Raw genomic sequence first — 23,616 nt, 5'->3', positions numbered from 1 at the left:
AGGTTTGTGAAGCTTAGGATGCTTTTGCACGTCGTTGTTGCGATAGGCTAAGAATATCATCAGCATCCATCGGCTTGCCCAGAAGATAGCCCTGGATATAGTCGCAACCGGCATCACGCAGCAGGTTAAGCTGTTCTTCGGTTTCAACGCCTTCGGCGACGCATTTCTTGTGCAGGTTCTGGGCCATGTTGATGATGGTGATCGCCAGCGTATTGCCTTCGCGGCCTTGATTGATATCGCTGACAAAGCTTCGATCAAGCTTGATCGTATCAAAGGGCAATTGGCGCAGGTAGCTGAGACTGGAAAAGCCGGTGCCGAAATCGTCAAGCGAGATCTTGACGCCCAGATCGCGGATGCGTTGCAGATTGGCGCGCATCTCGTCGATGTTTTGCATGAACAGGCTTTCGGTGATCTCGATTTCCAGCCGGTCACTGGCAAGGCCCTTGTCGACCAGAATAGTGCGGATTTGTTCGGCCAGATCGACAGTGCCATAGAATTGCTGGACGGAAACATTTACGGCCATCGTAATGTTATGCAGCCCCTGTTCCCGCCATGAAACGGCCTGTCGGCAGGCGTGTTGCAAAACCCAGCGGCCCAGTTCACCAATAACCCCCATCTGTTCGGCGATCGGGATAAAGGTTGTCGGGGAAATCGGGCCAAGGGTCGGATGGTTCCAGCGCAACAGGGCCTCGACCCCGTGCAATTCGCCGGTGCGAGCCTGAAACTGGGGTTGATAGACCACATGAAATTCGTCGTTATCAAGTGCCTGGCGCAGGGCGGTTTCAAGTGCCAGATCGGCACCATTGCGACTGTGGCTGGCGCGGTTATAGCGACTGAACTGGTTTCGGCCCTGTTCCTTGGACTGCATCATCGCGATTTCGGCATTACGCAGCAGATTGGCCGTATCGTTGGCATCACGCGGGAATGAAGCAATGCCGATACTGGCCGAGATGTAAATATCCTGCCCTTTGCGGGTTTTATGCGGTTCGCTGAGTGCGTCCAACAGGTCTTTGGCCAGTTTGGCATCCTCTGCGGTATCGTCGGCGGCATTTTTATCTGACGGTTTGTCGCCCGAGAGCAAGATGGCATATTCATCCGCGCCAACACGCGCCAGAACGCCGCCTTCGTCCAATCGGCGATGAAGACGACGGGCCACTTCGACCAGAACATCATCGCCGTCACTGTGGCCCAGCGTATTGTTCACGCGCTGGAAATTGTCGATGTCTAGCAACAGGATCGTCAGGCTTGTGCCATTACGACGGGAGTCCCCAATGCCATGCGCCAACAGTTCAAGAAAACGCCGCCGATTGGGGTAGCCGGTCAGTTCATCAATATGGGCAAGCCGTAGAATGTCTTCGCGGTTTTTCTTGCGTTCGCTGATATCGGTAAAGATCGACGCATATTGGCAAATTTCGCCTTCGCCATTGCGGATGGCGATAATCGACAGCCATTCCGGATAAACTTCCCCCGACTTTCGGCGGTTCCAGATTTCGCCTTCCCATTTGCCATGTTGCTGAATGCTGCGCCACATTGCGGCATAGAAATCCGGTGATTGCCGACCAGATTGCAAAATTCGGGGGTTTTTGCCAATCACATCCGATGCGCTATAGCCGGTAACGCGGGTAAAGGCCGGATTGACCAGTTCGATGATCCCGTTGGCCGTGCAGATCATGATCCCGTCCGGCGAGGTTTCGATGATCTTGTTTGCAAGAAACAGGGATCGTCGCGCCGCAGATAATTCGGTATCGCGCCCTTCCATCAGGGCACGCAGATGGGCGAAATAATCCTGTTCGATGAATTCCAGAAGATCGGCAAAAGACAGCACGCCAATCACGTTGCGCGTGTCATCAATAACCGCCAAATGGCGGATATTTTCGTTCAGCATGGTGTCGCGTGCGTCGCTCAGACTGGTCTTGGCGGCAATCACATGCAGGGGGTGACTGGCAATGTCGATTGCGGGACGCGCATGTCCCCCATTGGCGAGGTTTTGTAAAATATCGCGTTCGGTGATGATGCCGGCATGGTCAAGAACCGATACCTGCTCGGTCTTGACGGTCGGGTCATAGATAATCGCGCAATCGCATTTGGCCTCGTGCATGCGTGCGCGCAGTTCCGACATACTGATATCGCCATCAACGAAAATAGTCGTGCGTCGGATGGCATCGCCAACATCCCCTTCGCCCAGCGTGCGCAAACTGCCCTGATGACGGATCAGGTCCGACTGGCTGATGATCCCGGCCAGACGGTTTTTTTCGTCAATCGTGACCAGATGGCGGACATGGCGTTCGCGCATTCGCACCATTGCGGCTTCGGGGCTGGCATGAAGGGAAATGCTATGCACCGGGGCCGACATCCAGTTTGAAATCGGTTCATCAAGCGCATGGACGCAGTCTGCCGGTAAGGCCAAACAGTCCTTTTCCGTCCAGATGCCGACCGGCAGATTGTCTTTGGTGATGATGATTGAACTGCAATTGACTTCGCGCATCATTTCAATGGCGCGGGCAAGCGTTGTTTCCGGAGCGCATCGTAAGACGGTGCCCGGTGAAATCGTGCCTACGGTCAGGTTTGCAGTTCGGCCATCCGTTAAATTGGGGCGCGTCATATTAACCTGTTGTCAAAACCCTGCGGGTCACCCGGCTCAGGGGCGTCACTATTTTGGCCTAACCCCTATCAAATCTGATGGCAGACTGATTTGTTTTAAATCAATCCAAGGAGGCGGTTCAGCCAAGGTTCAATTATAAGATGTGACATGCGCATAAAAAAAGCACCCCGCCTTAAAAAGACGGGGTGCTTGAAGGTTTGGCTGATGATTTCAGATGAAATCAGGCAGCTTTCATCATGTTGCGCAGAACGAACTGCAAAATGCCGCCGTTCTGGTAATACAGGACTTCGTTTTCGGTATCGATACGGCAAGTGGCGATGACCTCTTCGGTGCTGCCATCTGTGCGCGTGATACGAACCGTAACGTCCTGCATTGGGGTGATACCGTTGGCAACACCCAGAACGTCAAAGACTTCGGTGCCGTCCAGCTTATAGGTCTCTCGACCTTCACCATTTTTGAACTGCAACGGCAGGACGCCCATGCAGACCAGGTTGGTGCGGTGGATACGTTCAAAGCTTTCAGCCAGAACAGCTTTGACGCCAAGAAGGTTGGTGCCTTTTGCTGCCCAGTCACGCGACGAACCGGTGCCGTATTCTTTACCAGCGATGACAACCAGCGGGGTGCCTTCGGCCTGATAACGCATGGCGACATCATAAACCCAGCCCTGTTCGCCAGACGGGTAATGAACCGAAACACCGCCTTCGGTGCCCGGAGCCATTTGGTTGCGAATACGGATGTTGGCAAATGTGCCGCGCATCATGACTTCGTGGTTACCACGGCGTGCGCCGTAGGAGTTGAAGTCACGAACGGCAACGCCGTTTGCTTTGAGGTATTCACCAGCCGGGCTTTCTGCCTTGATCGAACCGGCCGGAGAAATGTGGTCGGTGGTGACAGAATCACCCAGGATCAGAAGCGGGCGTGCGCCGTGGAAATCGGTGAAATCACCCGGTTCTTTCGCCATGTTGACGAAATAGGGCGGGTTTTGCACATAGGTCGACTTGTCTTCCCAAAGGAAGGTTTCGCCTTCGGTGACCTTGATGTCCTGCCATGGTTTCGGACCGGCAAAGATGTTGTCGTAACGATCTTTGTACATCGACGCCGAGATCGAGGCAGCAATGGTATCTGCGATCTCTTTATTGGTTGGCCAGATGTCTTTCATAAAGACGTCTTTGCCATTCTTGTCGGTGCCCAGCGGATCGTTGTTCAGGTCGATCTTCAGGTTACCGGCAAGCGCATAGGCAACAACCAGCGGCGGAGATGCCAGATAGTTGGCTTTGACATGCGGGCTGATACGGCCTTCGAAGTTACGGTTGCCAGACAGAACCGCTGTGACCAGCATGTCCTTGTCTTCGATGGCAGCGGCAATCGGGGCCGCAAGCGGACCAGAGTTACCAATACACGTCGTGCAGCCGAAACCGGCAATGTTAAAGCCAAGCTTATCAAGGTAATCCTGCAAACCGGCTTTTTCGAGATAGTCGGCAACAACAAGCGAACCCGGTGCAAGCGAGGTTTTCACCCACGGTTTGCTGTGAAGGCCGAGCTCGACAGCTTTTTTCGCCAGCAGACCGGCCGCAATCAGCACACTCGGGTTCGAGGTGTTGGTGCAGGAGGTGATGGCAGCGATAACAACGTTGCCGTCCTTCATGTCGAAGTTTTCATTCGAAACCGGAACGGTACGATCAGCATCAACACCCGGTGCCATTTCGGCAAAGGTTTGTTTGAAGCTTGAAACGGCATCTTTGAGAAGAACACGGTCCTGCGGACGCTTCGGACCCGAAAGGGCCGGCTCGACGGTTGAAATGTCAAGTTCAAGCGTTGCGGTGTATTCTGCTTCATGTGCCGGGTCGCGCCACATGCCCTGTTCTTTGGCATATGCTTCGACCAGCGCGATCTGATCTTCTTCACGGCCGGTGTTACGCATATAGTTCAGCGTTTCATCATCGATCGGGAAGAAGCCACAGGTCGCGCCATATTCCGGTGCCATGTTACCAATGGTCGCACGGTCCGGCAGGCTCATATGGTCAAGTGCATCGCCATAGAATTCGACGAATTTGCCGACCACACCTTTTTCGCGCAGCATCTGAACGACGCGCAGCACGAGATCGGTGGCGGTGATGCCTTCTTTCATCGAGCCGGTCAGTTTAAAGCCGACGACTTCCGGGATCAGCATTGAAATCGGCTGGCCAAGCATTGCGGCCTCGGCCTCAAGACCGCCAACACCCCAACCGAGAACGGCAAGGCCGTTGACCATGGTGGTGTGGGAATCTGTACCAACCAGTGTATCAGGATAAGCAACGGTTTTGCCGCTGTCATCTTTGCCGGTCCAAACGACCTTGGCAAGATGTTCAACGTTCACCTGGTGGCAGATGCCAGCTCCGGGTGGGACGATGCGGAAATTGTTGAAGGCACCCTGGCCCCAACGCAGGAACGAATAACGTTCGCCGTTGCGTTCGAACTCGACATCCATGTTTTTCTCAAGGGCGTCGTCGGTACCAAAGTAATCAATCATGACCGAGTGGTCGATGACGAGGTCAACCGGTGAAAGCGGGTTCACCTTTTGGGCGTCGCCACCCATTTTAACGACCGCATCGCGCATCGCAGCAAGGTCAACAACGGCGGGAACACCGGTGAAATCCTGCATCAGGACGCGGGCCGGACGATAGTTGATCTCGTGGCTGCTTGAACGGGTTTTAAGCCATTCGACAACGGCTTTGACATCGTCGGTTTTAACGGTGAAATCGTCTTCGTAACGCAGAAGGTTTTCAAGAACGACCTTCAACGTGAACGGCAGTTTTGAAACGTCGCCGATTTTCTCGGAAGCAACTTTGAGGCTGTAATAGTCGTAGGACTTGTCCCCGACATTCAGCGTGCGGCGCGTATTCAGGTTGTCTTTGCCACAAATGGACATCAGACCCTCCTCAAGGTGGTTAAAGGGCTTGTCGTGACAAGACACCCCGACCGTCGGAGCGCCGAGCGGTGGGCTATCTGTATCTCGTGACGCGGGTCACGGCTACATATGTATGTGCCCGGGGGTTACACCACAATTCCCTTTGAAAGTCCAGACCTCCTAAAGGGGCATTCTTGAAATCTGTATGATAACAACGAATTGGTTCCGCAGGCAGGGGAAATAACAACCAAAAGGGGATCGATTTCGCCGGAAATTGCGATAAATCGATCTGATTGTTTTTTGCGAGTCTGACTGTGTGACGCGCGATCAAACAAGACTCGGATGGTCAACGCACCCTGTTTGATCACGGGAAATCCTTGTTGATACCGCGCCGAATCGGTTCGGCGTGGTGGCCGATGAAATGGGAATTCAACGGTTTGGCGACATGTCATTGGTGCAGCGCGAACATGTCGGACGATGTTGCGGCGCAATATTATTTTTCCGAAATCATGATCGGTTGTATTGCGGTGACCTTACGGAATTATAGATGGAAAAGCCTTTACGGGTTCGGGTCGAAAAAATTGTGCAGCGCGAATTTGTAAAAAGTCTCAATTCGTTGCTGTGCAACACGTTGACGGCATTTGCTGAAATTGGTACTTAAATACGTATTAAATGTGTCACGCCCGGTTTCCGTAAGGTCGGGTTAGATAAAAACGGCACATCATCAGGGAAATTGAACAAGAGGCATAAAGGTATCGCTTTGAATTCCGGACAACCGGAAAAGGATGCCTGCGGCCCAAGTCAGGGAGGATAAGCGTTGCTATGACGTCACAGGATCCCATTTTGCAGATCAGCGACGTGTCGCTTGTGTTTGGCGGCGTGCGCGCGCTGAGCGATGTCAGCTTTTCTGTCCAGCCTGGCGAGCTGTTTTCAATCATCGGCCCGAACGGTGCAGGCAAGACCTCGATGCTGAACTGCATATCCGGTCGGTATCAGCCCACGATGGGGTCCGTGTCCTTTAAAGGACAGAATGTGACTGGGCTTAAACCGAACGCCCGTGCTGAACTTGGTATTGGTCGTACATTCCAGAACCTTGCGCTTTTTGGCCATATGAACGTTCTGGACAATATCATGGTCGGGCGGCATCACCTGTTGAAAAACAACTTCCTGACCGGTTCGCTTTACTGGTTTTCCTGTGCCCAGAAGGAAGAGCTTGAACATCGTCGCTTCTGCGAGGATGTGATCGACTTTCTTGAAATTTCGCACATTCGCAAGGCGACGGCGGGCACGCTGTCCTATGGCTTGCGCAAACGTGTTGAACTGGCGCGTGCGGTGGCGTTGCGCCCTGATCTGATCCTGCTGGATGAACCGATGGCCGGTATGAACCTCGAAGAAAAAGAGGACATGGCGCGCTTTATCATCGATCTCAATGAAGAATGGGGGATGACGGTGGTGATGATCGAACATGACATGGGGGTTGTGATGGATATCTCAAGCCGGGTCATGGTTCTCGATTTTGGGCGCAAGATTGCCGAAGGATTGCCCGAAGAAGTCATGGCCAATGCCCATGTCAGAAAGGCCTATCTTGGCGAAGAAGACGACGTGACCGACGAAGACGAGCAGGTGGCCTGAATATGACTAGCAATACTCCAGAATATGCCGATGTCCAGGCGCTCGATACCTTTCCGAAAGTGCTGGCCTATAACGCGCGTCACTGGCCCGATGAAATTGCCATGCGTGAAAAGGAATTCGGCATTTGGCAGGAATTCACCTGGAAAGATTACAATGACCGCGTCAAATGGATGACGCTTGGTCTGCGCGATATGGGGATCAAGCCCGGTGATGTGGTTGGCCTGATCGGTGAAAACCGCCCGGAATGGGTTTGGGGCGAAGTCGCAGCCCACGGGTTGCGGGCGATGTCGGTTGGTCTGTATCAAGATAGCCTGCACGACGAAGTTGCCTATCTGATTACTTATTCCGGTGCGCGCGTTCTGATCGCCGAAGACGAAGAACAATGTGACAAACTGATCGAACTGACCGACCAGATTCCGACGGTTGAATATATCGTTTATTGTGATCCGCGCGGTCTGCGCAAATATGATGATCCACGCCTGATGGATATCGAAAAACTGTATGAGCTTGGCCGGTCGATCGAAGCAAAAGACCCCGGCGCCTATGACGCGATGGTTGCCGATACCCGTGGTGACGAATGCGCCATTTTGTGCACGACATCGGGCACCACGTCCAAACCGAAAATGGCGATGCTCAATTCCGGTGATTTTTTGGATCATTGTGCCGCCTATTTGCGGGCCGATCCGAAATATCCGGGTGATGATTATGTTTCGGTTCTGCCGCTGCCATGGATCATGGAACAGGTTTATGTTGTCGGGCAGTCGCTGATCAGTCGCCAGATTGTGAATTTTGTCGAAGAACAGGAAACCATGATGGCCGATCTTCGCGAGATCGGACCGAATTTCGTTCTTTTGGCACCGCGCGTGTGGGAATCCATTGCGGCTGATGTTCGGGCACGGATGATGGATTCAACCCTGTTCAAACAAAAAATGTATGATTTTGGCATGTCGTTGGCCCGCACAGCCCTTGATGCCGGTGGCCATTCCAAATTTGCCGATGTCATTTTAATGAATGCCTTGAAAGACCGGCTGGGCTTTTCCAATTTGCGCTCGGCGGCGACGGGCGGGGCGGCAATGGGGCCGGAAACCTTCAAGTTCTTTCATGCCATGGGCGTTCCGTTGCGCCAGCTTTACGGCCAAACTGAACTTTGCGGCGCCTATACTATCCATCAGCCCGATGACATCGATTTTGATACTGTCGGCAAGGCGTTTGATAATTCCGAAATCCGGGTCATCAATGCCGATGAAAACGGGGTTGGCGAAATCGTCGCCCGGACATCGGGCATGTTCACCAGCTATTATAAAAATCAGGCGTCCTATGACGAGGATGTCCGCGATGGCTGGATGCATACTGGCGATGCCGGATACTTTAAAGAAGACAACAAGCATCTTGTGGTGATCGACCGCCTGAAAGATTTGGCGGAAACATCGACCGGGGTGCGGTATTCGCCGCAGTTTATTGAAAACAAACTGAAATTCTCGCCGTTCATTGCCGAGGCCGTGATCCTTGGCAAAGGATTGCCGTTCCTGTCGACCATGATCTGTATTCGGTATTCGATCATGGCAAAATGGGCCGAGCAGCGCGGGATTGCCTTTACCAACTATACCAACCTGTCTGCCCAGCCGCAGGTCTATGACATGATCGTTGATGAAATCCGTCAGGTGAATGAAACCCTGCCCGAAGCCCAACGGATCAAGCGTTTCCTGTTGCTGTATAAGGAACTTGATGCCGATGACGGCGAACTGACCCGGACGCGCAAGGTGCGGCGTAGTGTTGTTGCCGAAAAATATGCTGACATCATCGATGCGGTTTATGCGGGCAATGACAAGGTTGATATCGATACCATGATCACATTCCAGGACGGGTCAAAAACCCGCATCCAGACCAGTGTCAAGGTCATCGATCTGGACGCAAACAATGCCGCAAAGACGGCCTCCAAAGCCGCCGAATAAGGCCGCGATAAAAACTGTGCGCCCCGATTGCTTAGACGGCAGTGGGGCCGCCATTACAGGGATGGCAACATGAATTTCGAACTTCTGTTCCAGCTTCTGCTGAATGGGCTGATTGTCGGGACACTTTATGGCGTTGTCGCCATGTGTTTCGTGCTGATCTACAAATCGACCCAGATCGTGAACTTTGCGCAGGGGGAATTCCTGCTGATCGGGGCGTGGGTTTGCTATGCCTTCCTGGTCGAAATGCATATGCCTTTCTGGCTGGGCTTTATCTTTACGTTATTGTTCATGATGGCCTTTGGCGTCGTCTTGCAGATGATCGTGCTCCGCCCGATGATTGGCGAACCGATCATTTCCGTGATCATGGTGACGATCGGACTGTCGATCTTTTTCCAGGCCGCGACGAAATGGATTTTCGGTGCGACCACGGCAACCTATCCGCAAGTATTTGAAACCCGATCCGTCAACCTTTTGGGGATGCAGATCGAAACCGCCTATATCATGAGTTTCGTGATCTCGCTGTTCATCATGGCCGGGTTCTATTGGTTCTTCAAATATTCCAAGCTGGGTCTTGCGATGCGGGCCACCGCATTTGATCAACAGGTCGCGCAAAGCCTTGGGATTTCCGTCAAAACCGTGTTTGCCATGTCTTGGGCAATTTCGGCCCTGGTGTCGGGTGTTGCCGGGATTGTGATCGGCATGGTCAACGGGGTGTCGTCGGGGCTTTCGGTCATCGGGATCAAGGTGTTCCCGGCGGTTATTCTGGGCGGGCTTGATTCGATTGTTGGCGCAATTGTCGGCGGGGTGATCATCGGTCTTTTGGAAAACAGTGCCGAGTTTGTTGACGGTCAATATCTGCACTGGGGCAACCTGTTTTCGATCGCACCGTTTTATGTGCTGATCATCATTCTTTGCATCAAGCCATACGGTTTGTTTGGCACCAAAGACATCGAACGCATCTAAGGGGCGGAGTAATACGTTATGGCTGGATTTTCGATGCGTCCCTGCGGTGATTTTCGCACCACTTACCGACAGGATACGCGGATATTTGATACGACTTTCGTGCGTTATGCTGCCGTTTGTGGTGTGATTGCAACGGGACTGATTCCGTTTGTTCTGGATGGATATTACGTCAACCTGTTTATCCAGATTTCCTATTTCGCGATTGCGGCACTTGGGTTGAATATTCTGGTTGGTTTTACCGGCCAGATTTCACTGGGGCATGCGGCCTTCTTTGGGTTTGGTGCCTTTGCATCGGCCTGGATCAACAATCACACCGGCATTCCGGTTTTGCTGTCGATCCCGCTGGCCGGTTTGATGACAGCGGCTGTTGGACTTTTGTTTGGTTTGCCTGCGGCGCGTATCAAAGGGCTTTATCTGGCGATTGCGACGCTTGCGGCACAGTTCATTCTTGAAGATTTCTTTGCCCGTGCCAATTGGTTCACCGGTGGGTCTTCTGGTGCGGCGGCAAATCCGGTCAATGTGTTTGGCTATGAAGTTTTCGACGATTTCAGCTTCTTCTATGTTTGCCTGTTTTTCCTTGTGGTGATGTTCCTGCTTGGCAGCAACCTGATGCGGACCCGTGACGGGCGCGCCTTTGTTGCCGTGCGCGATCATTATCTGTCGGCTGAGATCATGGGGATCAATCTGACGAAATACCGTCTGATGAGCTTTGCAATCTCATCGTTTTATGCCGGTGTTGGTGGGGCGATTTATGGCCATTATCTGGGCTTTGTATCCGCCGAAGGCTTTACCATCCTGCTGTCAATCCAGTTCCTGGGCATGATCATCATTGGGGGACTTGGCTCGGTCAAGGGCACCTTGATGGGGACTGTTTTCATGGTGATGCTGCCGGAAGTTATGGAATCCGGCGTGAGCATGATGAGCGTTTTCGACTGGGCCAATTCGACGGCAGTGACCGACGGGCTGGCCTATATCAAGGAGATGGCGATCGGTCTGGCCATCATCCTTTTCCTGATCTTTGAGCCGGACGGGCTTGCACACCGTTGGAAACAGATCAGGGCGTACTGGAAGCTTTATCCCTTCTCGTATTGAAAATATTGCCGAAACCCGTTCGCCAAAAAACACAAAGGAACGGGATCAAAATCGGCAAGGACCGGGAGGCTACTTTGTTTAGTAAAACGTCCAAGGGAGACGTCGTGATGAAAAGACTGATTGCTGCGACAGCTATTGTTGCAACCGGCCTGTCGATTTCGGCAGCCAAGGCAGATGACGACATGGTCTTTGTCGGCCATCTGATGGATATCACTGGCCCGACCGGTTTTATCGGCAAATTCTATGCCGATGGTGTGCGTGATGCGCTTATGTATATCAATACGCATGGCGGCATTAACGGGACCATTCTTGACTCTGAATCGATTGATTATGCCTATAAAGTTCCGCAAGCGATTGCGAACTACAAGAAATGGCGTTCGCGCAACGAAATGGTCGCGATGCAGGGTTGGGGCACTGGTGATACCGAAGCCCTGATCAGCTTTGTTGCCAGGGACAAGGTGCCGGTCTATTCCGCATCCTATTCCGGCCATCTGACCGATCCGACCGCGAAAAACCCGAAAACGGCCAAACCTGCGCCCTATAACTTTTTCTATGGTGCTTCTTATTCCGATGCCTGCCGTGCAATGGTTCAGTGGGCGGCTGAAGATTGGAAAGCATCGGGTGGTTCGGGTAAACCGATCTTCTCGCATATCGGGGACAACCATCCCTATCCGAACGCCCCAAAAGAAGCCTGCGCGGAATATGCGACCGAGCTTGGCTTTGAAGTGACCTCGCCGGTTGTTGTTTCGATGAAGCCGGGTGATTTCAAGGCACAGTGCCTGACGATCAAGGAAGCCGGGACCAATTATGGTTATCTTGGTAACCTTGGCCCATCGGTTGTGTCATTGGTGAAATCCTGTGACACGGTTGGTGCGACCCCGAAATGGCTGGCCAATATCTGGGCAGGTGATGTTGAGACGCTGAAAACCATTGGCGATGTTCAGAACTATGTCTTCCCGGCAATGACCAGCTTCTGGACCGACGAAGGTGTTCCGGGCATGGCGTTGGTGCGTGAAATTTCGAAAATGTCCGATTCTTCGGGCGAAGAATTCCGGACCCATCACTATATCCGTGGCATTTGCTCGGCCTATTACATGAAAGAAGCCATGGAATGGGCCAAGGAAAACGGCGGGATCACCGGCGAAAACATCAAAGCTGGCATGTATGCCCGCGAAAATTGGGTCCCCAAAGGTCTTGAAGGCGTTTGCATGGAAGCAACCTGGACCGCCGAAGATCATCGCGGCATCAATACCGTGAATATCTATAACGGCAGTGCCAAGGGTGGTGAAGTGACTGTAACCAAGGCGGCAACTGTGACCTTGCCGCGTCGTGAAGACTGGCTCGGCTACTAGGCCCTGACCAAAAGACAGATGTCTCCCGAAGGTGTTCGGGGGCGGGGTGGCAAATTGCGCGCCCGCCCCCGACGCCGGGGGATGCAATCAGAACGTGATCGAAAGGGACACCATGGCAGAGCCCGCCGGTAAAATCGAAACGGCAGAACCGTTGTTGTCGGTTAACAATATCGAAGTTGTGTATGACGAGGTGATCCTTGTTCTGCGCGGGGTGTCGCTTGAAGTCCCGCAAGGCAAGATCGTGACCCTTTTGGGGCCAAACGGGGCTGGTAAATCGACCACGCTTAAGGCCATTTCCGGTCTACTTAAGACCGAAGACGGCAAAGTCACCCGTGGCGATATCAATTTCATGGGGCAACAGATTGCCAACGGCAACCCCGAGGATATCGTGCGTTCCGGCCTGTTTCAGGTGATGGAAGGCCGCCGTATTATCGAAGATATGACCTGTGTCGAAAATCTGCGACTTGGCGCCTATACCCGCAAGGACAAGGGCGTTAAGGACGATATCGATATGGTGTTTGAATATTTCCCGCGCCTTCGCGAACGGACCGGTCTTGCCGGTTATCTGTCGGGCGGGGAACAGCAGATGCTGGCAATTGGCCGGTCATTGATGGCACGTCCGAAAATGATTTTGCTTGATGAACCTTCGATGGGTCTGTCACCCTTGCTGGTCAAGGAAGTGTTCGGGATCATTGAAAAGATCAACCGCGACCAAGGCATCACCATGCTGATCGTTGAACAGAACGCCAATTTTGCCCTGAAAGTCGCTGATTACGGCTATATCATGGAAAGCGGCAAGGTGGTTCTTGACGGCACCAGTGACGAGCTTTTGAACAATGAAGACGTCAAGGAATTCTACCTTGGTGGTGGTTCCGAAGAACGTAAAAGCTTCAAGAACATCAAATCCTATAAACGCCGCAAACGCTGGCTGTAAATGGCGTTTGGCGTCTTGTTATGACCAGAAAACGGATCGAGCCATCATGTTGAATACTTTTTACGATGCCAGGGAAACCCGTGCGCCAAAAGATCGCGAAACCGGTCTTATGGCGGCCTTGCCGCGCGTGATCCATCACGCCCAAAGCAAGTCCGCCGGATTTGGCCGTATCCTTGATGGCGTCGATCCGGGCAGTATCAACAGTCGCGCAGCACTGGCCAAATTGCCGATAACCCGCAAATCCGATCTGATCACGATGCAGTCGGAAAACCTGCCTTTCGCCGGGTTGAATGCAACACCGGTTCCCGTTCTTGGCCGCATTTTTCAAAGTCCGGGTCCGATCTATGATCCGGAAGGCAAGGGCGATGACTGGTGGCGGATGGGGCGTGCTTTCTTTGCTGCGGGTTTCCGGCCCGGCGATCTGATCCATAACTGCCTGTCCTATCACCTGACCCCGGGGGGCTTCATGTTTGACAGCGGTGCGCGTGCATGCGGCTGTGTGGTCATCCCGGCTGGTGTCGGCCAGACCGAAGCCCAGGTTAAGGCGATCAGCGACCTGAAACCGACCGGTTATTCCGGCACGCCGTCGTTTTTAAAAATTCTGATGGAAAAGGCCCGCGAGTTGGGCGGGGATGTATCTTCGATCAAACGTGCGCTTGTATCGGGCGAAGCACTGCCACCGTCACTACGGGACTGGTTTGGTGAAAATGGTGTTGAAGTGATGCAATGCTATGCCAGTGCCGATCTTGGTTTGATTGCTTATGAAAGCGATACACGCGGCGGCATGATCGTTGCCGAGGACATCATCCTTGAAATCGTCCGCCCCGGCACGGGTGACCTGGTGGCCGAAGGCGAAGTCGGCGAGGTCGTGGTGACCTCACTTAATATGGACTATCCGCTAATTCGCTTTGCCACTGGTGATCTTTCGGCAATTGCGATGGGGCAAAGCCCGTGCGGGCGCACCAACAGCCGGATCAAGGGCTGGATGGGGCGCGCGGATCAAACCACCAAAGTCAAAGGCATGTTCGTTCATCCCCATCAGATTGCCGACGTCGTCAAACGGCACGCCGATATCACCAAGGCCCGTTTGGTTGTCACCCGCAAAGATGATGTTGATGTGATGACGCTGGCCTGTGAAACCGATAGCGCCAATTTCGATACCAATGCGGTGGGCGAAACCCTTCAGGGGGTTTGCAAACTGCGCGGCAAGGTCGAAATCGCAACACCGGGCAGCTTGCCCAATGATGGCAAGGTGATCGACGACCAACGCGATTATTCCTGACCGGCGGCCAAGCCCCGCCCCGATACTGTTTTGTGTATCGATTGGTATTTCGACTGTTTCATTCCCGCTCGGGAAACCTTGATGTCGTCCGGCTTGGTCCGGGCGGCATTTTTTTTATTTATGGCATGCGGTTTTTGTGATGGTGGTCGTTATGCTTGTGGCAGGACGGGTTCGTTGATTGTTCTTGTGCAATCGGGCTGCTCTAATGGCGAATATGTGAAAATTATGGAGCCACCCCATGCAGGATCAAACAATTTGCGTATCGCCCCCCGCAATCTCTGAAGACGGATATGTCAGCCTGACAACGCCGGTTCATCGGGCCTCGACCATCGCGTTTCCCGATGTCGCATCCTATACCAACCGGGCCGAACGGGGCCCTGATGGTTATAGCTATGGTTTGGGTGGTACCCCAACTACCAAGCAACTTGAAGCCACCATATCCGCACTTGAAGAAGCCAATGGGACTTTGCTTTTGGCATCGGGGCAGGCGGCAATCATGCTGGTATTCCTAAGTGTTCTAAAACCCGGCGATACCATTTTGATCCCCGATTGCGCCTATCCGCCGGTGCGGTCATTTTGCAAATCGTTTTTGGCGGAACGTGGCATTGGCCATCGTGTTTACAATCCCGATTGGTCAGCTGCCGAAATCGGTGATCTGATGGATGCGACGGTCAAGTTGCTTTGGGTGGAAACACCGGGATCGACGACCATGGAAATGGTGGATGTTGCGGCCCTTGTGGCAATTGCCCATGCCAAGGGCGTTCTGGTCGGCTGTGACAATACCTGGGCAACGCCGCTTAATTATAAACCGCTTGCTCATGGTGTGGATTTCGTTGTTGAAGCACTGACGAAATATGCCGGGGGCCATTCCGATGTGCTGATGGGGTCAGTATCGCTGCGCGATGACGGATGGTATCGCACTTTGCGGGCGACCATGGGGATGATGGGGCTGGGCGTGTCGCCCGATGATTGTGTGCTTGTCCTGCGCGGGCTTGAAACCATGCCGCTTCGATTGAGGCATGCGGAAAAAACCGCGCTTGATTTTGCCCGGCGGATTGCCGAAATCATTTCGCCGCAGCTTGTTCTGCACCCGGCCTTGCCCCATAGCCCGTCACATGCCTTGTGGGCGCGTGATTTTGCCGGGGCCAGTGGCGTTTTTAGTATCGCCATCCCCGAAAAATCCGAACCTGCCGTCATCGAACAGATCAATGGGGCAAAGACCTTTTCAATTGGTGCATCCTGGGGCGGAACGCATAGCTTGTTGGCTCCGATGTCAGTCGCAAGCGACCGCAGTTTCCCAAAACCCGAACATGGCGGCACGATTTTGCGCATCAGTATCGGGCTGGAAGACCCGGTTGATCTGTGGGCGGATATTGGCGCGATCATCAAGGCGATTTGATCCGTCGGTTCTGTTGCCGGGATTATGCGGGGATCCCCTGGGCATATGCGCTGGTCATTGTGTCTGGGCGATGTATGATGACGCGCTAATTTTGAATGATTTCAGGGGGAACCATGGCGCAGCCTAACAAGTCACTGGCTGTTGGCATGATGACGGTTTGCCAGTTGATGGCGCTTGCTCTGTGGTTTTCGGCGACGGCGGTATTGCCGCAATTGCGCGCTGAATTTGACTTGGGTGCGGTGCAGTCGTCGCTGTTTACCAGTGCTGTGTTGTTGGGGTTTGTTCTGGGCACCTTGGTCAGTGCGTTTTTCGGTCTGGCCGACCGGGTTGAACCGCGGCGTTTCTGGGCGGTATCGGCCCTTGTCGCGGCAACCGCGAACCTTCTGATTTTAACCGTGCCGATTGACGGGATCGTGGTCATTGTGCTGCGCCTGATTACCGGCGTCTGCATGGCGGGGATTTATCCGATCGGCATGAAGATGGTGGCGACATGGTCGCGTGGCGACACCGGGTTTTTGATCGGGCTTTTGGTTGGGGCGTTGACCATGGGGTCGGCGTTGCCACATCTGTTTGTCGTTGCTGTGCCGCTTGATTGGCGGCTGGTGATTATTGCCGCCAGTGTATCGGCCTATATTGCCGGGATTGCGATCCTGTTTGTCAAACTGGGCGGCACACCGGGACGGTCCCCGCGCTTTGATCCACGTATGGTTCGGCAAATCTGGTCGAACAAGGCCTTTCGCCATGCGTGTTATGGCTATTTCGGGCATATGTGGGAACTTTATGCCATGTGGGGCTGGATCGGGCTGTTTTTGTATGGGGCGCTATCGGTGCGAACGTATGAAAATCCGGGGATATGGGCGGCTCTTTTGACCTTTGCCATCGTCGGGGTTGGGGCCTTTGGATCCTTAGCCGGAGGATGGTTGGCGGATCGGATTGGCCGAACGACCGTCACCATGGCGGCAATGGCAATGAGTGGGTTATGTGCATTGGTCGCAGGTGCACTTGGTGATGCCCCCTTGGTCGTATTGATCGTGATCTGCATTGTTTGGGGCATTTCGGTGATTGCCGATTCCGCGCAGTTTTCGTCCTGTGTGATTGAATTGGCCGATCCCCATCAGGTGGGAACTGCCTTGACCATGCAAAATGCAATTGGTTTTATCATCGCATTGGGATCAATCCATCTGGTGCCGGTGATTGCGGATGCCTTTGGCTGGTGGGGGGCGTTTGCCATGCTGGCGATTGGCCCGTTACTGGGCTTTATTGCCATGGGACGTTTACGGGCGATGCCCGAAGCAACCCAGCTTGCCGGGGGGCGACGATAATTTGATGGCTTCAGGAAGAGGGCTGGTGATCCCCATCACTTGACTGCCTCAGATAAAAAAATGCGCTGTTTGGGTTTTCTTGACCATTTTCAGCACAAATATTACCTTCTGCCAGAATTTTCTTGCTGTTGCGCACGGGGGCGTGGCGGCGTTTTCCAAAAATAAGGGTCTTTCATGAGTCTCACCCTCATTGTTTTGCTTCCCTTCCTTGGGGCGGTGCTACCCGCTGTTATGATCCGGGCCGGGCGCAATGCCTGCGCAACGGCGACCGGTTCTGTCACGCTGCTCGCGTTGATTTTGCTTATCGCCAAGGCACCTGCTGTTATTGGCGGCGAAGTGTTTCAGGTTCGCTATGAATGGCTGACCGACTTGGGTCTGAATGTGACCTTTTTCCTTGATGGTCTGGGCTTGCTGTTTGCGACCCTGATCCTTGGAATTGGCCTTTTGATCATCATCTATGCCCGGTTCTATCTGTCGAAAGACGATCCGATGGGGCGGTTTTATGTGTTCCTGTTGCTGTTTCAGGGCGCGATGGTGGGCATCGTCCTGTCAGACAACGTTCTGCTGTTGCTGATTTTCTGGGAACTGACATCGCTGTCATCGTTCCTGCTGATCGGGTATTGGAAACATCTGCCAGAAGGCCGACAGGGCGCGCGTATGGCGTTGACCGTCACCGGGGCAGGCGGGCTTGCGATGATTGCCGGGATGTTGATCCTGGGCGATATCGTCGGTTCCTATGACCTGACCGTGATCTTGCAACATGCTGATCTGATTCAAGCCTCGCCGCTTTATGTTCCGGCACTGGTTTTGATCCTGTTGGGGTGCTTTACCAAATCGGCGCAATTCCCGTTCCATTTCTGGCTACCGCATGCCATGGCCGCACCGACCCCGGTTTCGGCCTATCTGCATTCGGCAACCATGGTCAAGGCGGGTATCTTTTTGATGGCGCGTATGTGGCCGGTTTTGTCGGGCACGCCGGAATGGTTCTATATCGTTGCGACCGCCGGTCTGGTGACCATGGTTCTGGGCGCATGGATTGCGATTTTCAAACATGACCTGAAAGGTCTGCTCGCTTATTCAACGGTCAGTCATCTCGGTCTTGTAACCATGTTGCTTGGATTTGGAACGCCGATTGCCGCGGTTGCCGGTGTGTTCCACATCATCAATCATGCGACATTCAAGGCCGCCCTGTTTATGACGGCGGGCATCATTGATCATGAAACCGGAACCCGCGATATTCGCCGTCTGGGTGGATTGCTTAACCTGATGCCGATTGCGGGTACTATCGGGGTTATCTCGGCGGCATCCATGGCCGGGATCATCCCGTTGAACGGTTTCCTGTCCAAGGAAATGATGCTTGAAGAAGCATGGCATACCGTTTGGTTCGACCAGAATTGGGTCGTGCCGGTGCTTGCCACCATCGGGGCTTTGTTCTCGGTCGCCTATTCGTTCCGGTTTATCTTCCACGTTTGGTTTGGCAAAACGCGTGATGTACTGTCCCATGAACCCCATGATTCGCCGTTTGGCATGTGGGGGCCACCGGCCTTCCTGACGGCTTTGGTGGTTCTGATTGGCCTGTTCCCGGCCGTTATTGCCGGGCCGCTGGTTGCGGCGACGGCCAGTGCGGTGACGGGTGGCAATTTGCCGGAATATCATCTGGCACTTTGGCATGGTCTGACCCCGGCATTGGGCATGAGCATCATTGCGATTGTCGGTGGTGCGTTGCTGTTGATGCGTCATCGCGGGCTTTTGTCGGTAACGGCAAATCTGTCGCGTCCTGATGCCAAGGCAATGTTTGATTGCCTGATCGTCAAGGTCGTCGATCTTAGCCGGACGGTTTCGGACAATCTGCATAACGGATCGCTGCAACGTTATTTGGCGGTGATGATTTTTGCCGCGCTGGCCATCGGGTTGTCGGGCTTTTATGCGGAACCCGATCATACGGCGGGCACACGAGAACTTTTGGCGGTATCCCCGCCAGCCGCGATTGGCTGGGTCCTTTTGGTCGTGACGTGTATTGCGGCGGTCGCGATGCATCATAACCGTCTGCTAGCCCTTCTTTTGGTTGGTGTGATCGGTTTGATCGTCTCGCTTGGGTTCATCTATCTGTCGGCACCGGACCTTGCCCTGACCCAGATTTCGGTCGAGGTGGTAACGGTCATTCTGATGTTGCTGGCATTGAATATCTTGCCAAAAGAAACGCCAAAGGAAAGCCAGCCGGGACGCAAGTTCCGTGACTGGATTATTGCCGCAGGCGCCGGGCTTGGTATGGGCGGTGCCGTCTGGGCGATTATGACGCGTGAATTGCCAAATTCGATTTCGGCCTATCATCTGGCCAATTCCAAGATCGAAGGCGGCGGGACCAATGTGGTTAACGTCATTCTGGTCGATTTCCGTGGCTTTGATACCTTTGGCGAGATCATCGTGCTTGGTATTGCGGCCCTGTCGATCTTTGCTTTGATTGAAACCGTTACCCAGGGGGCGGCGGCCAAACGTCTTGCTGATTGGGTGGTCGATCATCGCCGGTCGGCTGATCGCCATCCGATGATGATGGTGGTCGCAACGCGTGTGATGTTGCCGCTGTCGCTTTTGGTGGGGGTTTACATCTTCCTGCGCGGACATAACGAACCGGGCGGTGGCTTTATCGCCGGTCTGGTCGTTTCGGTGGCGCTGGTCATGCAATATATGGCGTCAGGCTTTGGCTGGACCCAGAACCGGATGAAGGCCAATTACCACGGCATGATCGGTCTTGGGGTGATTGCCGCGGCCATTACAGGCATGTCGGCCTGGGTAGCGGGCCTGCCCTTCCTGACCAGTGGTTTTGTCCATGTTCATCTGCCGATTGTTGGCGAATTTGAACTGGCATCTGCCATGGGCTTTGATCTGGGTGTGTTTTTGACGGTGGTGGGCGCCGTAATGCTTGCTCTTGCCAAATTGTCGCAGGTTGAACGCATGGCTGCACATGGCGATATCAACCCGGAGCCGATGGACTACGATCCGTCGGTTGCGGCACCCCCGGTTGCGCCCGCCGTGACCGCCGAGAAGGAGGCCTGATATTATGGAATTTTTAGTAGCAAGCAGTATCGGGCTTTTGACCATGTGTGGCACCTATATGCTGCTGCGTGGGCGGACTTTCCCGGTGGTGATCGGTTTGGCGCTTTTATCCTATGCGGTGAACGTTTTCCTGTTCGCCATGGGACGCCTGACCATCGATATGCCGCCGATCCTGCGTGATGGTGTGACGGAATATACCGATCCGCTGCCCCAGGCACTTGTCCTGACGGCGATTGTGATTTCGTTCGGGATGACAGCCCTGATCGTGGTGTTGTCGATCCGTGCCTATCTTGAAATCGGGAATGACCATGTTGACGGTTGCCCGGTTGGCGAGCCTTCCGAAGCAGGAGATAAAAACTGATGGGTAACTGGATTGTTGTTCCCATTGTGCTGCCTGCCGTGATGGCCGCCCTGATTGTTCTGGCGGTACGTCACGACATTGTTTTGCAGCGCATATTCTCGATCACCGCGACGGTTGCCCTTGGTGCAGTCGCGGTGGCACTTGTGATCTTTGCCGATGGCAATGGTCCGGAAATGTACGCGTTAAGCGATTGGCCTGCGCCGTTTGGCATTGTTCTGGTCCTGGATCGGTTGTCAGCGATGATGGTTTTGCTGACGGCGGTCCTTGGCCTTGGTGTGGTTTTGTTCGCTTCAAGCGAATGGGACAAGCGCGGCCAGCATTTTCATGCCCTGTTCCAGTTCCAACTGATGGGCGTCAATGGTGCCTTTCTGACTGGCGACGTGTTTAACCTGTTCGTCTTCTTCGAAGTGTTGTTGATCGCGTCCTATGGGTTGATGTTGCATGGTGCCGGGGCCGAACGCCTTAAGGCGGGTATGCAATATGTTGTGATTAACCTGACCGGGTCGTCGCTGTTTCTTGTCGGGGTCGGCATGATGTATGCGGTGACGGGCACCCTGAATATGGCCGATCTTGCCATTCAGGTGCCTTTGGTTGCCGAAGGCGATGCCGCGCTTTTACGCGCCGGTGCGCTGATCCTGCTTTTGGTGTTCTGCGTTAAGGCGGCCCTTGTGCCGGTTCATTTTTGGTTGCCGGGTACTTATGCCAATGCCCCGGCACCGGTCGCGGCCCTGTTTGCAATTATGACCAAGGTTGGGGCCTATTCGATCCTGCGGGTTTATTCGCTGGGCTTTGGCGAAAATGCCGGGGATATGGCGTGGTTGGCGCAACCTTATATCTTGCCTGCGGCGATTGTGACCCTTGCGGTTGGCATGATCGGGGTTCTGGCGGCCAAGCGCCTTAATAGTCTGATTGCGTTTTCTGTGATCGGGTCGATGGGAACGCTTTTGATTTCCATTGCGCTGTTCACACCCGAAAGCATTTCAGCCGGTCTTTATTATCTGCTGCATTCGACCTTTGCCGGTGCGGCCCTGTTCCTGATCGGTGATCTGGTGGCGTCGCGACGGGGCCAATATGGTGATCGTCTGAACACCGCCCCGGTATTCCACCAATCGGGATTGATGGCGGTTTTATTCTTTATTGCCGCGATTGGGATGGCTGGCATGCCGCCGCTTAGTGGCTTTATCGGTAAATTGCTGATCCTTGATGCGGCCCGTGAAAGCGATGCGGCAATCTGGATTTGGTCGGTGATCCTTGTGACGTCGCTAATGGGGATTGTTGGCTTTGGCCGGGCGGGCAGTGTCCTGTTTTGGAAAAGTGCCTCTGCCGAGGGGGTGATCGAGGTTGAAGGTGCGCAATGGCCGGTTCTGCCGATTATTGCGGCATGTGGCATGCTGGCAGCGCTTGTTGCCCTGACTGTGTTTGCCGCCCCGATCACTGATTACATGCAGGGAACGGCGGCGCAATTGTTTGACACCACGGATTACATCCGGGCTGTGCTGGGTGACATACCCGCCGCACAGCTTGGCCAGTAAGCAGTGATGAAAGGATAGTGATGATGTTGAAACGTTATCTTCCCCACCCGCTGCTGTCGCTGGTTCTACTGGTTGTCTGGGTGCTTTTGGTCAATGAAATATCGGCAGGAACGGTGGTGTTTGGTGCGATCCTTGCGATCGTGATCCCGCTGATTACGTCGAACTTCTGGCCTGCACGGCCAAAGATCGGCAATGCTTTTGCCATTTGCGAATATGGTTTGATCGTGCTGTGGGATATTTTGGTGGCGAATGTGATCGTTGCCGGGTTGATCCTGTTTCGCAAGACTGAAAGTCTTGAAAGCAAATGCGTCGTCGTGCCGCTTGATCTGACCTCGCCCGAGGCGATCACGACCCTTGCCGGGACGATCACCATGACGCCGGGCACGGTCACCATTGATCTGAGTGCGGATGCCAAAAGTCTTTTGGTGCATTGCCTTCATGCCCCCGATCCACAGGGCGTGGTTGATGACATCAAGACCCGCTACGAAGGCCGTCTGAAGGAGATTTTCGAATGATCGAATATGCACTGAATTTCGGCTTCATCTGTGTGGCGCTGGGGCTTTTGATGAACCTCTGGCGTTTGGCCAAGGGACCGACCATTGCGGATCGGGTTTTGGCGGTTGATACCATGGCGATCAATGCGATTGCGCTTCTGGTGCTGTATGGCATTAGCCGGGCAACCTCGATGTATTTCGAAGCAGCCCTTTTGTTTGCCATGTTCGGCTTTGTTTCCACCGTGGCCTATTGCAAGTTCGTCTTGCGCGGCGACATTATCGAATAAGGGAGCAAACAGATGCCGTTTATTGCTGAACTCGTCATTTCTGTGCTGATCGTGATCGGCGGGATATTCCTGCTGATCGGGTCATACGGGATGATCAAGCTGCGCGAACTGTTGCCGCGTTTGCATGCGCCGACCAAATCAACCACGGTTGGGGTTGGTGCGATCCTTATTGCATCGATGCTGTTTTTCTGGATCGAACGCGGGCATTTCACCATTCATGAATTGCTGATCACGCTGTTCCTGTTCCTGACGGCGCCGATTACTGCCAATCTGATTGCCAAGGCCTATCTGTTGCGCAATGTCGATCCGGCAAAGGATCTGCCGCCTAGCGGACAGGGTGAAGGATGGGCAACCTTTGATCCGGTCGGTCCGGATGGGTATGACCCAAGCGAAGAATACAATCCCGAAAAGGATTGATCGGGCTTGTGACAAAATTCAAACGGCACCGGTTTTCCGGTGCCGTTTTTGTTA

17 protein-coding genes are annotated in these 23,616 nt (G+C 53.8%); 15 read left to right on the top strand and 2 right to left on the bottom strand.

The genetic code is table 11. The features are described 5' to 3' along the window. Positions 1–13: 13 nt before the first annotated feature. A complete protein-coding gene (locus tag TALK_RS19055) occupies positions 14–2,602 on the bottom strand; it encodes an EAL domain-containing protein (protein ID WP_085620747.1) in 2,589 nt (862 codons plus the stop codon). A 220-nt stretch (positions 2,603–2,822) separates the two neighbouring features. Then, positions 2,823–5,510, bottom strand: coding sequence for an aconitate hydratase AcnA (gene acnA / locus TALK_RS19050; RefSeq protein ID WP_085620746.1), 2,688 nt, complete (start codon positions 5,508–5,510; stop codon positions 2,823–2,825). A gap of 801 nt (positions 5,511–6,311) precedes the next feature. Here acnA and TALK_RS19045 point away from each other — a divergent pair. The 15 genes from TALK_RS19045 to TALK_RS18975 all read left to right on the top strand — a co-directional run bounded on the left by TALK_RS19045 (position 6,312) and on the right by TALK_RS18975 (position 23,562). Then, complete coding sequence (locus TALK_RS19045; RefSeq protein ID WP_085620745.1) at positions 6,312–7,121, top strand: ABC transporter ATP-binding protein; 810 nt, start codon at positions 6,312–6,314, stop codon at positions 7,119–7,121. Between the two features lie 2 nt (positions 7,122–7,123). Then, a complete protein-coding gene (locus TALK_RS19040) occupies positions 7,124–9,073 on the top strand; it encodes a long-chain fatty acid--CoA ligase (protein ID WP_085620744.1) in 1,950 nt (649 codons plus the stop codon). Positions 9,074–9,142: 69 nt separating this feature from the next. Next, the gene (locus TALK_RS19035; protein ID WP_085620743.1) at positions 9,143–10,036 is read left to right on the top strand and encodes a branched-chain amino acid ABC transporter permease; all 894 of its coding nucleotides are present in this window, start codon (positions 9,143–9,145) and stop codon (positions 10,034–10,036) included. Positions 10,037–10,054: 18 nt separating this feature from the next. Then, positions 10,055–11,128, top strand: coding sequence for a branched-chain amino acid ABC transporter permease (locus TALK_RS19030; protein ID WP_085620742.1), 1,074 nt, complete (start codon positions 10,055–10,057; stop codon positions 11,126–11,128). 107 nt (positions 11,129–11,235) lie between these two features. Continuing rightward, positions 11,236–12,480 carry an ABC transporter substrate-binding protein gene (locus TALK_RS19025; protein ID WP_085620741.1) on the top strand — a complete coding sequence of 415 codons (1,245 nt, stop codon included), beginning with the start codon at positions 11,236–11,238 and terminating at the stop codon, positions 12,478–12,480. A 112-nt stretch (positions 12,481–12,592) separates the two neighbouring features. Next, positions 12,593–13,414 (top strand): ABC transporter ATP-binding protein, encoded by an 822-nt coding sequence (locus TALK_RS19020; protein ID WP_139833888.1) that lies wholly within the window; start codon positions 12,593–12,595, stop codon positions 13,412–13,414. 46 nt (positions 13,415–13,460) lie between these two features. Further along, positions 13,461–14,696: a phenylacetate--CoA ligase family protein gene (locus TALK_RS19015; protein ID WP_085620740.1), complete on the top strand. Its 1,236-nt coding sequence runs from the start codon at positions 13,461–13,463 to the stop codon at positions 14,694–14,696. Between the two features lie 238 nt (positions 14,697–14,934). Next, positions 14,935–16,095: a trans-sulfuration enzyme family protein gene (locus tag TALK_RS19010; RefSeq protein ID WP_085620739.1), complete on the top strand. Its 1,161-nt coding sequence runs from the start codon at positions 14,935–14,937 to the stop codon at positions 16,093–16,095. Between the two features lie 113 nt (positions 16,096–16,208). Beyond that, positions 16,209–17,417 (top strand): MFS transporter, encoded by a 1,209-nt coding sequence (locus tag TALK_RS19005; RefSeq protein ID WP_085620738.1) that lies wholly within the window; start codon positions 16,209–16,211, stop codon positions 17,415–17,417. A 174-nt stretch (positions 17,418–17,591) separates the two neighbouring features. Continuing rightward, the gene (locus TALK_RS19000) at positions 17,592–20,471 is read left to right on the top strand and encodes a monovalent cation/H+ antiporter subunit A (protein ID WP_085620737.1); all 2,880 of its coding nucleotides are present in this window, start codon (positions 17,592–17,594) and stop codon (positions 20,469–20,471) included. A 4-nt stretch (positions 20,472–20,475) separates the two neighbouring features. Beyond that, complete coding sequence (locus TALK_RS18995; RefSeq protein WP_085620736.1) at positions 20,476–20,832, top strand: Na+/H+ antiporter subunit C; 357 nt, start codon at positions 20,476–20,478, stop codon at positions 20,830–20,832. Continuing rightward, positions 20,832–22,364, top strand: a complete 1,533-nt coding sequence (locus TALK_RS18990; RefSeq protein ID WP_085620735.1) for a monovalent cation/H+ antiporter subunit D — start codon at positions 20,832–20,834, stop codon at positions 22,362–22,364. Before TALK_RS18995 ends, TALK_RS18990 begins: the two co-directional genes overlap by 1 nt. 20 nt (positions 22,365–22,384) lie before the next feature. Beyond that, positions 22,385–22,879, top strand: coding sequence for a Na+/H+ antiporter subunit E (locus TALK_RS18985; RefSeq protein ID WP_245830047.1), 495 nt, complete (start codon positions 22,385–22,387; stop codon positions 22,877–22,879). Further along, a complete protein-coding gene (locus TALK_RS18980) occupies positions 22,876–23,145 on the top strand; it encodes a K+/H+ antiporter subunit F (protein WP_085620733.1) in 270 nt (89 codons plus the stop codon). Before TALK_RS18985 ends, TALK_RS18980 begins: the two co-directional genes overlap by 4 nt. Positions 23,146–23,157: 12 nt before the next feature. Further along, positions 23,158–23,562 (top strand): Na+/H+ antiporter subunit G, encoded by a 405-nt coding sequence (locus TALK_RS18975; RefSeq protein WP_085620732.1) that lies wholly within the window; start codon positions 23,158–23,160, stop codon positions 23,560–23,562. Positions 23,563–23,616: the final 54 nt, after the last annotated feature.

The sequence above is a fragment of the Thalassospira alkalitolerans genome, from assembly GCF_002115745.1.
Taxonomy (GTDB): Bacteria; Pseudomonadota; Alphaproteobacteria; order Rhodospirillales; family Thalassospiraceae; genus Thalassospira; species Thalassospira alkalitolerans.
The sequence above is the reverse complement of the archived record's forward strand: the minus strand, read 5'-3'. Positions and strand labels throughout refer to the sequence as shown.

Coding starts and splice junctions, on each gene's coding strand:
- TALK_RS19055 (WP_085620747.1), bottom strand. CDS start 2,602: ATGACGCGCCCCAATTTAACGGATGGCCGAACTGCAAACCTGACCGTA.
- acnA (WP_085620746.1), bottom strand. CDS start 5,510: ATGTCCATTTGTGGCAAAGACAACCTGAATACGCGCCGCACGCTGAAT.
- TALK_RS19045 (WP_085620745.1), top strand. CDS start 6,312: ATGACGTCACAGGATCCCATTTTGCAGATCAGCGACGTGTCGCTTGTG.
- TALK_RS19040 (WP_085620744.1), top strand. CDS start 7,124: ATGACTAGCAATACTCCAGAATATGCCGATGTCCAGGCGCTCGATACC.
- TALK_RS19035 (WP_085620743.1), top strand. CDS start 9,143: ATGAATTTCGAACTTCTGTTCCAGCTTCTGCTGAATGGGCTGATTGTC.
- TALK_RS19030 (WP_085620742.1), top strand. CDS start 10,055: ATGGCTGGATTTTCGATGCGTCCCTGCGGTGATTTTCGCACCACTTAC.
- TALK_RS19025 (WP_085620741.1), top strand. CDS start 11,236: ATGAAAAGACTGATTGCTGCGACAGCTATTGTTGCAACCGGCCTGTCG.
- TALK_RS19020 (WP_139833888.1), top strand. CDS start 12,593: ATGGCAGAGCCCGCCGGTAAAATCGAAACGGCAGAACCGTTGTTGTCG.
- TALK_RS19015 (WP_085620740.1), top strand. CDS start 13,461: ATGTTGAATACTTTTTACGATGCCAGGGAAACCCGTGCGCCAAAAGAT.
- TALK_RS19010 (WP_085620739.1), top strand. CDS start 14,935: ATGCAGGATCAAACAATTTGCGTATCGCCCCCCGCAATCTCTGAAGAC.
- TALK_RS19005 (WP_085620738.1), top strand. CDS start 16,209: ATGGCGCAGCCTAACAAGTCACTGGCTGTTGGCATGATGACGGTTTGC.
- TALK_RS19000 (WP_085620737.1), top strand. CDS start 17,592: ATGAGTCTCACCCTCATTGTTTTGCTTCCCTTCCTTGGGGCGGTGCTA.
- TALK_RS18995 (WP_085620736.1), top strand. CDS start 20,476: ATGGAATTTTTAGTAGCAAGCAGTATCGGGCTTTTGACCATGTGTGGC.
- TALK_RS18990 (WP_085620735.1), top strand. CDS start 20,832: ATGGGTAACTGGATTGTTGTTCCCATTGTGCTGCCTGCCGTGATGGCC.
- TALK_RS18985 (WP_245830047.1), top strand. CDS start 22,385: ATGATGTTGAAACGTTATCTTCCCCACCCGCTGCTGTCGCTGGTTCTA.
- TALK_RS18980 (WP_085620733.1), top strand. CDS start 22,876: ATGATCGAATATGCACTGAATTTCGGCTTCATCTGTGTGGCGCTGGGG.
- TALK_RS18975 (WP_085620732.1), top strand. CDS start 23,158: ATGCCGTTTATTGCTGAACTCGTCATTTCTGTGCTGATCGTGATCGGC.